This is a genomic window from Leclercia sp. UBA7405, from assembly GCF_037152215.1.
GTDB classification, from domain to species: domain Bacteria; phylum Pseudomonadota; class Gammaproteobacteria; order Enterobacterales; family Enterobacteriaceae; genus Enterobacter; species Enterobacter pneumoniae.
Genome location: NZ_JBBCMR010000005.1, coordinates 79309 through 93385, shown reverse-complemented (window position 1 = coordinate 93385; position 14077 = coordinate 79309). Strand labels below are relative to the sequence as shown.

The following is a 14077-nucleotide window of genomic DNA, read 5'->3' as shown; positions in this document are numbered from 1 at the left end:
AGGGGACGATGACACCCTCTCCCCTATGGGGAGAGGGCCGGGGTGAGGGGATGAGTTTTAATTACGACTTCGTCGACTGTTCAAAGCGGCGCAGCAGCTGGTTCCCGCGCTCTACCGCAGAATCCAGCGCCTGCTGTGGCGTTTTCTTCCCGGTCCAGACGCTTTCCAGCTCTTCATCCACGATGGTACGGATCTGCGGCATGTTGCCCAGACGCAGACCTTTGGTGAACGGCAACGGCGGCTTGTTCAGCATCTGACGCGTGGCGATATCCGCCCCTGGGTTCTTCTCATAGAAACCCTGCTCGCGGGTCAGGTCGTAGGCGGCTTTGGTGATCGGCAGGTAGCCGGTCTTCTGGTGCCATTCGGCCGCATTTTCTGGCTTCGCCAGGAAGTCGAGGAACTCGGCCACGCCCTTGTAGGTGCCGTTATCTTTACCCTGCATGACCCACAGGCTCGCCCCGCCGATGATGGCGTTCTGCGGCGCACCCTTCACGTCGGCGTCGTAAGGCATCATGCCCACGCCGTAGTTGAATTTGGCGTAGTGACGGATGTCCGCCAGCGAGCCGGAGGAGGCGGTAGTGATAGCGCAGTCACCGCTGTAGAACTTCTCGGTGGATTCGTCTTTACGGCCGAAGTAGCTGAAGTCACCCTTCTTGTTCAGATCGGCAAGCAGCGCGATGTGTTTTACCTGCTCTGGCTTGTTGAACTCCAGCACTGCGTCGGTGCCGTCGAAGCCGTTGTTTTTGGTCGCCACCGGCAGGCCGTGCCAGGCGCTGAAGTTTTCAATCTGGATCCAGCCCTGCCAGCCGCTGGCGTAGCCGCACTTCATCCCTGCAGCTTTCAGCTTCGCAGTGTACTCGGCGAGATCCTGCCAGGTTTTTGGCGGCTGCTCCGGGTCTAAACCGGCTTTCTTAAAGGCGTCTTTGTTGTAGTACAGCACCGGGGTAGAGCTGTTGAACGGCTGAGACAGCAGGTGGCCGGTTTTGGAATCGGTGTAGTAACCGGAAACCGTCGGCACGAACTGGGATTCGTCGAAGTTGATGCCCGCGTCTTTAAACACTTCGTAGACCGGTTTGATGGCTTTCGAGGCCATCATGGTGGCGGTGCCCACTTCATACACCTGCAGCAGGGCCGGTGCGTTGCCGGTACGGAAGGCGGCGATGCCCGCGCTCAGGCTCTGCTCGTAGTTACCTTTGTACACCGGCACAATTTTGTAATCCGGGTGGGTGTCATTGAAACGCTGCGCCAGGGAGTCTACTTCTTTACCCAACTCCCCTTCCATGGAATGCCAGAATGGAATGGTAGTGACAGCCATTGCGTTCGTCGCAAAAGCCAGACCGATTGCCAGACCCAAAGCTGTGTGTCGTAACGATGTCATTGTCATCTCTCTTATTGTGCCGGATGCGCGATATCACGCGTTTTGTGCTCGCGAGGTAACATGACATGCTCGAATGACAGAAAAATAACTGTTTGTTTACAGATAGGTTACAACAAGACGTCAGGGGGATGATGGTTGTGTGAAGGGGATCGGTGCGGTTTGATGCCCTCACCCCGGCCCTCTCCCACGGGGAGAGGGAGAAAACACTAAAAAAGCAACGTGTGTTGCCTTTTTGCTTTTGCCTTGTGCGGTCTGATGCCCTCACCCCGGCCCTCTCCCACGGGGAGAGGGAGCAAACACTAAAAAAGGCAACGTACGTTGCCTTTTTGCTTTTGCCTTGTGCGGTCTGATGCCCTCACCCCAGCCCTCTCCCACGGGGAGAGGGAGCAAACACTAAAAAAGGCAACGTGCGTTGCCTTTTTGCTTTTACCTTGGTCTGGTACTTACCCACGCGAAGAGAAGGCTTCGGGCTAACAACGTAGACGCTGGACAACCTCGTCAAGCGTCAAACGCCCTGCCGCTGCCTCAACGGTCATATCCACATAATCGGGATTGGCCTTTAACGAAATACCATTACGTTTGAGAAACAGCAGGGTAATAAACAAAGCCGTTCGCTTATTGCCGTCATTGAAGATGTGACCGCGAGAGATAGCCAGCAGGTGCATCGCCGCCAGCATCCAGACATCGGTAACGCCTTCGTATTCGTACTTATTCAGCACGCGGTACAGCAGGGCTTCCGCCCGGCCTGGATCCGGCATTCCCGCAACGCCCGGCGTCACGCTAAGCAGCTTGTCGTGAAACAGCACTATCTCTTCCGCTGAGATAAATTGCAGCGTCATTTATCAGCCAGCTCCCTGATTTCGCTGCCATGAATACCCATGATGGCGTCAAACTCTGCGTCGAGCTTTGCCGTCTGATAGCGCTCAAACTCTTCCATACTGATGATCACCGCAGACTTATGACCACGACGTGAAATAGTGACTGGCGTTCCTGCTGCCGCGGACTCGAGCGCGGAGGCAAGATTCTGCCGGGCTTCGCTATAGTTCATTGTACGCATAGAGCCTCCTTTTAAGTACAGGTTTATTGTACAGGTAAGGCGTACAAAAAAGGAGCCAGATGGCTCCTTTTTAAAAGATGAATCTCTCAACCGCCCAAATACGCACTTCGCACGGCTTCGTTCGCCAGCAGCGCGTCGCCGGTATCGGACAGCACCACGCGGCCGTTCTCCAGCACGTAGCCGCGGTCGGCGAGCTTCAGCGCCTGGTTGGCGTTCTGCTCGACGAGGAAGATGGTCATCCCCTCTTTGCGCAGCTGTTCGATGGTGTCGAAAATCTGCTGGATAATGATCGGCGCAAGGCCGAGCGAGGGTTCGTCAAGCAACAGCAAACGCGGCTGGCTCATCAGCGCGCGACCAATCGCCAGCATCTGCTGTTCACCGCCGGACATGGTGCCGGCACGCTGCACGCGACGCTCCCACAGACGCGGGAAGAGTTCGTATACCCATTTGATGCGGGTCTGAAACTGGTCGCGGTGGGCGAAGAAACCGCCCATCGCCAGGTTCTCTTCCACCGTCATGCGCGAGAAGACGCGGCGCCCTTCCGGAACAATCGCCACCGCTTCGCGCATGATTTTGGCGGTCTGCCAGTCGGTAATCTCTTTGCCGTCGAACACAATCTGCCCGCTGCTGGCGCGCGGGTCGCCGCACAGGGTGCCGAGCAGCGTGGTTTTACCCGCGCCGTTGGCCCCAATCAGGGTGACGATTTCGCCCTGATTAATGTGCAGGCTAACATCGTGCAGCGCCTGGATCTTACCGTAGTGCGCATTGACCTTGTCGAACGTTAACATCGCTTTTTCCATCTTATGCCTCACCCAGGTATGCGCGGATCACGTCCGGGTTGTTGCGGATCTCTTCCGGCGTGCCGTTGGCCAGCGGTGTGCCCTGGTTTACCACGTAGATACGGTCAGAAATGCCCATCACCAGCTTCATATCGTGTTCGATAAGCAGGATGGTGGTGTCGTGATGATCGCGCAGCTCAGCAATCAGCTCGTCCAGCTCTTTGGTCTCTTTCGGGTTGAGGCCAGCGGCCGGTTCGTCGAGCATCAGAATTTCCGGCTGGGTCACCATGCAGCGGACAATCTCCAGACGACGCTGATCGCCGTAGGCCAGGTTACTCGCCTGGCGGTTAGCGTGCTGCAGCAGACCGATACGATCCAGCCAGGTAGCGGCGCGGTCGAGCGCTTCTTCCTGCGCGCGGCGGAAGGCCGGGGTTTTCAGCAGGCCGGAGAAGAGGCCAGTTTTAAGCTGCTGATGTTGCGCCACCAGCAGGTTTTCAATCACCGTCATTTCACGGAACAGGCGCACGTGCTGGAAGGTACGCACTACGCCCATGCGGGCAATCTGCTGGCCCGGCAGCCCTTCCAGGTGCTGCTCGCGCAGCATGATGGTGCCGCCCGTCGGCTTATAGAAGCCGGTCAGGCAGTTAAAGACCGTGGTCTTTCCTGCGCCGTTCGGGCCAATCAGGGAGACGATCTCTTTCTTGTGCAGATCCAGATTCACATTGTTGACGGCCAGCAGGCCGCCAAAACGCATCATCAGACCGTTAACGGATAATAATGGCTGACTCATGCCTGCTCTCCTTTCGCTTCCGCACGCTTAAGCTTCAACTGCGGACGGGTCATCGGCAGCAAGCCCTGCGGACGCCAGATCATCATCAGCACCATCAAACCACCCAGCATCAGCATGCTGTATTCGTTAAAGTCGCGCATCAGCTCGCGGGAGACCACCAGCAGGACGGCTGCAAGAATAACGGCGAACTGCGATCCCATCCCGCCCAGCACCACAATCGCCAGCACAAAGGCAGATTCGGCAAAGGTGAAGGATTCCGGGCTGACGAAGCCCTGACGCGCGGCAAACAGCGTTCCGGCAAAGCCGGCAAACGCGGCGCTGATGGTGAACGCGGTCAGCTTGATGCGGGTCGGGTTCAGACCCAGCGAGCGACAGGCGATCTCATCTTCACGCAGCGCTTCCCACGCGCGGCCCAGCGGCATGCGCAGCAGACGGTTAATCACGAACAGGGTGATGACCACCAGCAGCAACGCCACCAGATAGAGCCAAATCACGCGGTCGGACGGATCGTACTTAATGCCAAAGAAGTTGCTGAAGGTGTCCCAGCCGCCTTCGCGGGCGGTGCGGCTGAACTCCAGGCCGAAGAAGGTCGGTTTCGGGATCTGGCTGATACCGTTCGGGCCGCCGGTCACTTCGGTGTTGTTGAGCAGCAGGATACGGACGATTTCACCGAAGCCTAAGGTCACAATCGCCAGATAGTCGCCGCGCAGGCGCAGGACCGGGAAGCCAAGCAGGAATCCCGCAGCAGCCGAGACCAGCCCTGCCAGCGGCAGGCAGGTCCAGAAGCCGAGGCCGTAATAGTGGTTCAGCAGCGCAAAGGTGTAGGCGCCGATGGCGTAGAAACCGCCGTAGCCCAGCACCAGCAGGCCCGACAGGCCCACCACCACGTTCAGACCGAGACCGAGGATTACGTAAATCATGGTCAGGGTGGCGATATCCACCGTGCCACGAGAGACCACGAACGGCCACGCTACCGCGGCCACCAGCAGCGCCACGAGGAACAGCTTCTGCTTAACGGTCGAGCCGTCGATTGCCGGCAGCACGAATTTCGGCCCTGAGACGTTTTTCAACGTCTTCTGGAAAATCGGGCGCAGCAGCTGGAAGAAGAAGACCACCGCCGTGCCGATAAATACCCACTGCCAGCGAATGTCAGCCGCGGAATCCACGACCAGTTTGGTGCCACTCAGCTCCAGCTGGACGCCCATAAAGACGCCCGCCAGCACGAAGAACATGGCGGCAGAGAGCAGCGCCATCGCGAAATGCATCGGTTTCATACTTTCTCTACCTCCGGACGGCCCAGAATACCGGTAGGCATCACCAGCAGCACCAGAATCAGCAGGGCGAACGACACCACGTCTTTATATTCTGTACTCAGGTACGCCGAAGAGAGCGCTTCCGCCACGCCGAGGATCAGGCCGCCAATCATCGCGCCCGGGATACTGCCGATACCGCCCAGTACCGCTGCGGTGAAGGCCTTCATCCCGGCCATAAAGCCGATGTAAGGGTTGATTACGCCGTAGAACTGGCCGAGCAGGACACCCGCCACGGCAGCCATTGCCGCGCCGATCACGAAGGTCAGGGCGATCACGCGGTCGGTGTTAATCCCAAGCAGGCTCGCCATCTTCAAATCTTCCGCGCAGGCGCGGCAGGCGCGTCCCATGCGGGAGTAGCGGATAAAAATGGTCAGGGCGAGCATCGCCAGGAAGGTCACGATCCAGATCACCAGCTGCATGGTGGTGATAGAGGCAGAGAAGTTCTCGCTGGCCCCCACAATCCACTGGCCGTTGAACAGGCTTGGCAGCGCCACATCGCGCGAACCTTCGGTCAGGCTGACGTAGTTTTGCAGGAAAATGGACATCCCGATGGCGGAGATCAGCGCAATCAGGCGTTTGGAGCTGCGCACCGGCCGGTAGGCGACGCGCTCGATGCTCCAGCCGTAGGCGCTGGCGATCACAATCGCGCCGACAAACCCGGCGGCGACCAGCAGCCAGCTGCTGTCGATGCCCATCATCATTAGCGCGGCGATGATCATAAAGGAGACGTAACTACCGATCATGTACACCTCGCCGTGGGCGAAGTTGATCATGCCGATAATGCCGTAAACCATGGTGTAGCCGATAGCGATCAGCGCGTAGGTGCTTCCCAGCGTGACGCCGTTAAACATCTGCTGCAGGAAATAGAGAAACTGCTCGGACATATGCAAACCTTTTTATACCCGCCCGGAGAGCCGGGCGGTGGGATAATTATTTGGCGGCCGAAGACGAACCATCGGCGTGCCACTTAAAGACACCAAACTCAAATCCCTTCAGATCGCCTTTCTCATCCCAGTTCAGCGGCCCAATCACGGTGTTCGCCCCGTGTGCTTTTAAATCTTTCACCAGATCCAGCGGCTCTTTGCTGCCGGTACGCTCCAGCGCCGTGGTCAGAGACTGCACGGCGGCATAGGTGATCCAGACATACGGACCACTTGGATCTTTTTTCTGCGCCTTGAGCGCATCCACGATAGCTTTGTTTGCCGGATCCTGGTCATAGCGTTTTGGCATCGTGACCAGCATGCCTTCGCCCGCATCGCCCGCGATGTTAGAGAGGGAGGCGTTGCCCACCCCCTCTGGCCCCATAAACTGGGTTTTCAGACCGGTAGCGCGCGCCTGGCGCAGCATCTGACCCATTTCCGGGTAGTAGCCGCCGTAATAGACGAAGTCGATGTTCTCTTTTTGCAGGCGGGCAATCAGCGCGGAGAAGTCTTTCTCACCGGCGGTAATGCCATCGAAGAAGACCACGTTCGCATTGCCTTTTTTCAGGCCGTCCTGCACGGAGCGCGCCAGCCCTTCTCCATACTGCTGCTTATCGTGAATGATGGCGATGCGCTTTGGCTTAACGGTCTCGAGAATGTATTTGGCGGCGGTCGGCCCCTGAGAGGAGTCGAGCCCGGCGGTACGCATAATGTGCTCATAGCCGCGCTGGGTCAGCTCCGGGTTAGTGGCGCCCGGGGTGATCATCAGAATGCCTTCATCTTCGTAGATATCAGACGCCGGCTGAGTTGAAGAGGAGCAGAGGTGACCAATCACGTACTGGATACCATCGTTAACCACTTTGTTGGCTACGGCGACGGCCTGTTTAGGGTCGCAGGCATCGTCATACTCGACGGCAACCAGTTTGTCGCCTTTGATACCGCCTTTAGCGTTGATATCCTGGATAGCCTGACGCGCGCCGTTAAACTCCATATCACCCCACTGGGCAACAGGACCGGACAGCGCGCCTACCACGGCAACTTTAATCTCTTCCGCTATCGCTGCCTGCGAAATTGCCAGTGCAACCATCCCCGCGATTAATGCTTTCGCGTTCCTTTTCATCTGTGAATCCCCATTCGTGACGTGATGTTTATATTTTGTTTTATTATGGTTAAAAAGCATTCTGTACTTTTAATGAACAACGCTATTTTTACCAGTGCCTTTAATGGTTTAGCGCAGTTTTTTGGCAAAAACCAGACTAAAATCTCTATTTTTCAGGCGATTAAGCAAAGATAATATTCTGAAATTAGTCGGAGATAAACAAATAAAAGTGGAGTTTGCAGCATAAAATAACGGTACAAAGCGCGGAATAAAACGCTGCCTTACAGGGTAATATTCTGCTTATTTTTCGATCCCTGCGTTTTATCCCTACCCATGCGACTGCTAAAAAAGTAATCACCTGGATAATGGATTAAAAAAGAGGACGCCGGTCAGGATATAAATTGAGTACACTGCCCCTACTTTTTAAATGTGGACATGCTGCTAATGAAACTGACTATCATTCGTCTGGTGACCTTTAGCGACCAGGATCATATCGACCTGGGCAAAATCTGGCCGGAATACTCCCCCTCTTCTCTGAACGTTGATGACACCCATCGTATTTACGCTGCCCGTTTTAACGAACGTCTGCTGGCCGCCGTTCGCGTAACCCTGAGCGGTACGCAGGGCGCGCTGGACTCGCTACGCGTGCGTGACGTGACCCGCCGTCGTGGCGTGGGGCAGTATTTGATTGAAGAGGTGATCCGCGATAACCCGAGCGTGACGTCATGGTGGATGGCGGATGTCGGTGTGGAGGACCGCGGCGTGATGGCGGCATTTATGCAGGCGTTAGGGTTTACGGCGCAGACCAATGGGTGGGAGAAGCGCTAGATTTTTGCGGTTAGGTATGTGCGGCCTGATACCCTCACCCCGGCCCTCTCCCACAGGGAGAGGGAGAAAGGCGGTTCCGGCACTCCCTCTCAGCGAGCGGGTGAAAAGCCCCCACCGAACAGTTCCCTCTCCCCATGGGAGAGGGTTAGGGTTAGGGCATCAAACCGCATCAAACAGTCCCCTCTCCCCGTGGGAGAGGGTTAGGGTGAGGGCATCCAACCGCACCAGTCTTACTTAGCGTCGGTCGCCGTGCCGTTCGCATGCCAATCAAACACGCCGAACTCGAAGCCCTTCAGGTCGCCCTTCTCATCCCATGACAGCGGCCCCATTACGGTTTCAACAGAGTTCGCTTTCAGCCAGGTAGCAATCTCAGCCGGATCGGCGGACTGGTTCAGACCCGCCTGCAGAGACTGCAGCGCCGCGTAGGTAGTCCAGACGAACGCGCCGCTTGGATCCTGTTTCTTCGCCTTGATCGCATCTACGATCGGTTTGTTCGCAGGCACCTGGTCGTAGTTCTTCGGCTTGGTCACCAGCAGACCTTCGGCAGACTCACCCGCAATGTTAGACAGGGAGACGTTCGCAACCCCTTCCGGACCCATAAACTGGGTTTTCAGACCGGCAGCGCGTGCCTGACGCAGGATCTGGCCCATCTCCGGGTGATAACCACCGTAGTAGACGAAATCGATATTCTCTTTCTTCAGACGCGCCACCAGCGTAGAGAAGTCTTTCTCACCGGCGGTAATACCATCAAAAAAGACCACGTTGGCGTTGGCTTTTTTCAGGTTATCCTGCACCGCGCGCGCCAGGCCTTCACCGTACTGCTGTTTGTCGTGAACGATAGCGATACGCTGTGGCTTCACTTTTTCCAGAATGTATTTCGCCGCGGTTGGCCCCTGGTCGGAGTCCAGACCGGTGGTACGCAGGGTCAGTTTGTAACCACGTGAAGTCAGCTCCGGTGCGGTAGCTGCCGGGGTAATCATCAGAATGCCTTCGTCTTCGTAGATATCAGACGCAGGCTGCGTGGATGAGGAGCACAGGTGGCCGATAACGTATTTAATCCCATCGTTGACCACTTTGTTCGCTACCGCGACCGCTTGTTTCGGGTCACAGGCGTCATCATATTTTACGATCTGCAGTTTTTCGCCTTTGATGCCGCCTTTGGCATTAATGTCTGCAACCGCCTGCTCTGCGCCCGTAAACTCCTGATCGCCGTACTGTGCTACCGGGCCGGACATGGCGCCCACAACCGCCACTTTGATATCTGCCTGGGCCATGGTGCTGAATGCCAGCGCGATACATCCTGCCAGTAACGCTTTACCCTTCATGTTCATCCTGAGAATCCCCATTGTTATGGTTTTTGCAATTGTTGTGATGTTGTTGTGCGGCACATTATTTTTCTTATCGGCATAAGAAAAGCATATGATAGTTATATTTTGGTGTGCTGCCGGTGCCAAAGCAGCATACTCTGCTAAAACATACCCCATTTTCATGGATATGGAATAGCTAATTTGAAATGAATATATGATAAACCCGGCAGTTTTTTCTGCCGGGTAAAAGGCTTTAACGTGTCAGCGCCGCAGAAATAATATCGAGCGCTTTACGGAACTGAGCTTCGGGAAGGGTAAGCGGATAGAGGAAACGAATCACGTTGCCATACACGCCGCAACTTAGCAGCAGTAGCCCCTCTTTCAGGGCGCGCTCCTGGACCTGCCGCGTAAATTCCGGCGAGGGCTGTCCGGTTTGCGGGTCGTTGAACTCCACCGCCACCATTGAGCCCTGAGCACGGATATCGGCGATATAAGGGCAACTCTCTTTGGCGTTGTTCAGCACTTCCACCAGATGATGGCCGAGATGCGCCGCACGTGCGCAGAGATCCTCTTCATCGATCACGTCCAGCACCGCATGGGCTGCAGCAATCGCCAGCGGATTACCCGCATAGGTGCCGCCCAGCCCACCGGGCGCGGGGGCGTCCATCACCTCTGCGCGCCCCGAGACCGCCGAGAGCGGCATCCCGCCCGCCAGGCTTTTCGCCATGGTGATGAGATCCGCCTTCACGCGGTGATGTTCCATTGAGAAGAGTTTGCCGGTACGGGCAAAGCCCGTTTGGACTTCATCGGCAATCAGCAAAATGCCGTGGTTATCGCAGATGGCGCGCAGCCCCAGCATAAAATCTTCGGGGGCCACGTTGAACCCGCCTTCGCCCTGCACCGGTTCAATGATGATGGCTGCCACCTGATCCGGGGCGATGTCGGTTTTAAACAGGCGTTCCACGCTGTGCAGCGCCTCAGCGGTGCTTACCCCGTGCAGTTCGTTGGGAAATTGCGCATGGTAGACCGAGCCGGGGAAAGGGCCGAATCCCAGTTTATAGGGTGCCACTTTGCCCGTGAGGGCCATGGTCATAAAGGTGCGGCCATGGAAGGCACCGCCAAAGGTGATAAGGCCTGGACGACGGGTCCAGGCGCGGGCGATCTTCACCGCATTTTCAACCGCTTCTGCGCCGGTTGAGAAGAAGGCGGTTTTGGCTGGCCCGTCGATCGGCACGCGGGCATTAATGCGCTCTGCGAGGGCGACATAGCCTTCGTACGGGACAATCTGGTAGGCGGTATGCGTAAAGGTGTGAAGCTGTTTTTCGATGGCGGCGATGACTTTTGGATGACGATGGCCAGTGTTCAGCACCGCGATCCCGGCGGCGAAGTCGATGTATTCGTTGCCTTCCACGTCCCACACCGTGGCGTTTTCGGCTTTATCGGCATAGAAGTTACACATCACCCCAATGCCGTGCGGCGTGGCCTGCAAGCGCCGGTCATTCAGTTCTTTGTTGTTCACCTTATCCCCCTGAGGATCGCATGCGTAGCGCATCAGTAAGTGTTTGCCAGGGGGTAAAATTTCGCCAGAGCGGGCGTTAAAAAAACAGAGCCCCCGGATTCACATCCAGGGGCTTTTATCCTTCATATTTCAAGCCGCAGGTGCGTTGGCTGCTCTCGTTCACCCGAATCACTTTCTCATGTAAGCTCATCGGGATTCACTCATTTGCCGCCTTCCTGCAGCCTGAACTATTTCGGCTAAACGGGGACTTCGCAGAAATTACGCTTCAATAGCGGCGCGAAGTTTTTTCATGGCGTTCTTTTCAAGCTGACGCACACGTTCAGCGGAGACGCCGTAGCGGTCGGCCAGCTCCTGCAGGGTGGACTTGTTGTCTTCGTCCAGCCAGCGGGCACGGATAATATCCTGGCTACGCTCGTCGAGGCCTTCCATCGCAAAGCTCAGCTTGTTGGCAGCCTGATCTTCCCAGTTATCCTCTTCAATGCCGTCAGCAAAGTTAGAGGTTTTATCCTGTAGATACAGAACCGGTGCCATCGGCTGGCTGTCGGACGCATCGTCGTCGGAAGACATGTCAAAGGTCATGTCCTGGGCGGCCATACGGGATTCCATCTCACGCACGTCTTTACTGGTTACACCCAGCTCGCGCGCCACCATTTCCACTTCATCCTGATTAAACCAGCCCAGACGCTGCTTGGTTTTACGCAGGTTAAAGAAGAGTTTGCGTTGCGCTTTCGTCGTGGCGACCTTCACGATACGCCAGTTACGCAGTACGTATTCGTGAATTTCCGCTTTGATCCAGTGCACGGCGAAGGAGACCAGTCGCACACCCACTTCCGGGTTAAAGCGACGTACAGCCTTCATCAGGCCAATGTTACCTTCCTGAATCAAGTCCGCCTGCGGCAGGCCGTAGCCCGAGTAATTACGAGCAACGTGAACAACAAAGCGCAGGTGAGACAGGATCAGCGTCTTAGCTGCTTCCAGATCGCCCTGGTAATGCAGCTTTTCAGCAAGCTCCTTTTCTTCCTCGGCCGTTAACATCGGCCAGGTGTTCGCAGCCCGGATGTAAGACTCCAGGTTACCAACAGGGGCTAAAGCTAAAGTTTGCATTTCTTTGGTCATTCATTCCTCTCAATATGATCTCTTCTGGTCCAGGTTATCCCCATCAGGCAATAACCATGCCAAAGCGTTTGAGCAACGAGAATAGCATCCACTCTTGTATCAGACAGTGATTTTATCCACAAGTTCCAGGCGCAACGGTGAATAAATTACGCACAAATTGTGACATGGAGATGATACTGCGGGGAAGAGACAACAGGGAGCTCTTTCCCTGCAGAGCGACAACTCGGTGCAGGGAAAGATTATATCACGCTTTTATTATTCCGGAGTAAAGCGACGTAAATGTTGGACGGTAGCAAGCCAGGCTGCGACCCACCCAATCATTGAGCAAACCAGCAGTAATAACAGGCACTCATCGAACCCTAAGCCACTGATATCAAACTTAGTTCCGAAAACCTGCGCCACTTCAGTAACGGCAGAAGAGAGCCGCATCACCAAAATTTCTGACAATATCAGTGAAAGAAATGCGCCGGTAAAACCGAGTAGCGCCCCGCCGTAGAGGAATGGACGCAGGATAAAGCCATCCGTTGCGCCGATCAGCTTTTGCACGTTGATGGTATCGCGACGGGCAAAGATGCTCAGACGGACGCTGTTACCAATGACGAGGAACACCGCCGCGACCATTAGCACGCCAATCATTGCCGCCACGCGCCCCACCAGCCCGGTAAGCGCCGCCAGGCGCGCGAACCAGCTATCGTCCATGCGCACTTCATCGATTCCGTTAATGCGGGAAACCCGGTCACGCAACGTGTTCAACGAATCCGTGCCCTGGAAATCGATTTTCGGGATCACCACCGCCACGGCGGGTAACGGGTTCTCTTCCAGCATATCCAGCGCGCCACCAAAGCCAGACCAGTTACGGAACTCCCCCAGCGCTTCTTCACGCGAAAGGTAGTTAACCTTCTCTACCCCCTGCTCGGCCTGGATCTGCCCCACAACCTGCGCCGCAGCGTTGTCGTCGAGCGCTTTATCAAGGTAGACGGTGATTTGCGGCGATGGGTAATACTGCGACGCCGCCTGGTTTACGTTTTTGTAGACCATGTAGCAGACGCTGGGCAGCGTCAGGGAGATGGCAATCACCATCACCGTGAGGAAGGTCGCCAGCGGCTTGCTCTTCAGATCCTGCAGTGCGCCCTGGAAGGCGTAGCGAACCTGCTCGTTAAAGACGTTAGTTTTTCGCGAGTTTGGTTTCGGGGCGGCTTTCGCACGTCTCGGTTGATTGCGATTGCCGTCACCTCCGCTATGCGGTTTGCGGAAACGGTCGAATTTGCTGCCAAACTGGCGGATCTGGTTGATTGCGTCGCGCTTATTCACCAAGGCCTCCGTGCAGGTGCCCGTCGCTGAGCGTCAGCATGCGGTACGAACGACGGGAGATAAGGCCCAAATCGTGCGTCGCCATCAATACCGTCACCCCAACGCGGTTAAACTCCTCAAACAGACGCAAAATCCCTTCGGAGAGGGCTTCGTCCAGGTTTCCGGTCGGTTCATCCGCCAGCAGAACGGCAGGCTTGTTCACCACCGCCCGGGCGATGCCCACGCGCTGCTGTTCACCGCCGGAAAGCTGAATCGGAAAGTTCTTCGCTTTGTCCAGCAGCCCAACCTTGTCCAGCGCCGCAGAGACGCGACGACGGATATCATCATAGCTGGCCCCGGCAATAATCAGCGGGATCGCCACGTTATCGAAAACGGTGCGATCCATCAGCAGATGGTGATCCTGGAAAATCATGCCGATCTGACGACGCAGAAACGGCACTTCACGGTTTTTCAGACGGCTAATATCGTGGCCGCTAAACCAGATTTTCCCGGCGCTTGGCCGTTCGATCCCACAGATCAGCTTGAGCAGGGTACTTTTCCCCGCGCCGGAATGGCCGGTCAGGAATGCCATCTCGCCCGGCTGCAGGTGGAAGGTAACTCCCTGCAGCGCTTGTCTCCCACCGAGATAGGCCTTGCTGACGTGTTCAAAGCGAATCATTG

General features: G+C 56.3%; 14 protein-coding genes. 1 reads left to right on the top strand and 13 read right to left on the bottom strand.

Going from position 1 to position 14077, the window contains the following annotated elements; translation table 11 throughout:
- Positions 1 to 61: 61 nt before the first annotated feature.
- The 8 genes from ugpB to livK form a co-directional block, all read right to left on the bottom strand.
- Positions 62 to 1378, bottom strand: coding sequence for a sn-glycerol-3-phosphate ABC transporter substrate-binding protein UgpB (ugpB, locus tag WFN75_RS19545; RefSeq protein ID WP_040078243.1), 1317 nt, complete (start codon positions 1376 to 1378; stop codon positions 62 to 64).
- Between the two features lie 470 nt (positions 1379 to 1848).
- A complete protein-coding gene (locus tag WFN75_RS19540) occupies positions 1849 to 2217 on the bottom strand; it encodes a type II toxin-antitoxin system death-on-curing family toxin (RefSeq protein WP_040078242.1) in 369 nt (122 codons plus the stop codon).
- The gene (locus WFN75_RS19535; RefSeq protein ID WP_040078241.1) at positions 2214 to 2435 is read right to left on the bottom strand and encodes a type II toxin-antitoxin system Phd/YefM family antitoxin; all 222 of its coding nucleotides are present in this window, start codon (positions 2433 to 2435) and stop codon (positions 2214 to 2216) included. The genes WFN75_RS19540 and WFN75_RS19535 overlap by 4 nt, the downstream gene beginning before the upstream one ends.
- An 86-nt stretch (positions 2436 to 2521) precedes the next feature.
- Positions 2522 to 3235 (bottom strand): high-affinity branched-chain amino acid ABC transporter ATP-binding protein LivF, encoded by a 714-nt coding sequence (gene livF / locus WFN75_RS19530; protein ID WP_046886786.1) that lies wholly within the window; start codon positions 3233 to 3235, stop codon positions 2522 to 2524.
- Position 3236: 1 nt separating this feature from the next.
- On the bottom strand, positions 3237 to 4004 hold the full coding sequence (livG, locus tag WFN75_RS19525) for a high-affinity branched-chain amino acid ABC transporter ATP-binding protein LivG (RefSeq protein ID WP_046886787.1): 768 nt from the start codon (positions 4002 to 4004) through the stop codon (positions 3237 to 3239).
- A complete protein-coding gene (locus tag WFN75_RS19520; protein ID WP_046886788.1) occupies positions 4001 to 5278 on the bottom strand; it encodes a high-affinity branched-chain amino acid ABC transporter permease LivM in 1278 nt (425 codons plus the stop codon). Before WFN75_RS19520 ends, livG begins: the two co-directional genes overlap by 4 nt.
- Positions 5275 to 6201 carry a high-affinity branched-chain amino acid ABC transporter permease LivH gene (gene livH / locus WFN75_RS19515; RefSeq protein ID WP_040078237.1) on the bottom strand — a complete coding sequence of 309 codons (927 nt, stop codon included), beginning with the start codon at positions 6199 to 6201 and terminating at the stop codon, positions 5275 to 5277. The genes WFN75_RS19520 and livH overlap by 4 nt, the downstream gene beginning before the upstream one ends.
- Before the next feature lie 46 nt (positions 6202 to 6247).
- Positions 6248 to 7357, bottom strand: coding sequence for a high-affinity branched-chain amino acid ABC transporter substrate-binding protein LivK (livK, locus tag WFN75_RS19510; protein ID WP_336996689.1), 1110 nt, complete (start codon positions 7355 to 7357; stop codon positions 6248 to 6250).
- Positions 7358 to 7780: 423 nt separating this feature from the next.
- Between livK and panM the strand changes: the two genes are divergently transcribed.
- Positions 7781 to 8164, top strand: a complete 384-nt coding sequence (panM, locus tag WFN75_RS19505; RefSeq protein ID WP_040078652.1) for an aspartate 1-decarboxylase autocleavage activator PanM — start codon at positions 7781 to 7783, stop codon at positions 8162 to 8164.
- A 230-nt stretch (positions 8165 to 8394) separates the two neighbouring features.
- Here the strand turns inward: panM and livJ are convergent, their stop codons facing one another.
- The 5 genes from livJ to ftsE form a co-directional block, all read right to left on the bottom strand.
- Positions 8395 to 9495: a branched chain amino acid ABC transporter substrate-binding protein LivJ gene (gene livJ / locus WFN75_RS19500; protein WP_072039552.1), complete on the bottom strand. Its 1101-nt coding sequence runs from the start codon at positions 9493 to 9495 to the stop codon at positions 8395 to 8397.
- Between the two features lie 229 nt (positions 9496 to 9724).
- Positions 9725 to 10990: a 4-aminobutyrate--2-oxoglutarate transaminase gene (locus WFN75_RS19495; protein WP_336996688.1), complete on the bottom strand. Its 1266-nt coding sequence runs from the start codon at positions 10988 to 10990 to the stop codon at positions 9725 to 9727.
- A 258-nt stretch (positions 10991 to 11248) separates the two neighbouring features.
- Complete coding sequence (gene rpoH, locus WFN75_RS19490) at positions 11249 to 12106, bottom strand: RNA polymerase sigma factor RpoH (protein WP_040078232.1); 858 nt, start codon at positions 12104 to 12106, stop codon at positions 11249 to 11251.
- 255 nt (positions 12107 to 12361) lie between these two features.
- Complete coding sequence (gene ftsX, locus WFN75_RS19485) at positions 12362 to 13417, bottom strand: permease-like cell division protein FtsX (RefSeq protein WP_040078231.1); 1056 nt, start codon at positions 13415 to 13417, stop codon at positions 12362 to 12364.
- Complete coding sequence (gene ftsE / locus WFN75_RS19480) at positions 13410 to 14075, bottom strand: cell division ATP-binding protein FtsE (RefSeq protein WP_040078229.1); 666 nt, start codon at positions 14073 to 14075, stop codon at positions 13410 to 13412. The genes ftsX and ftsE overlap by 8 nt, the downstream gene beginning before the upstream one ends.
- Positions 14076 to 14077: the final 2 nt, after the last annotated feature.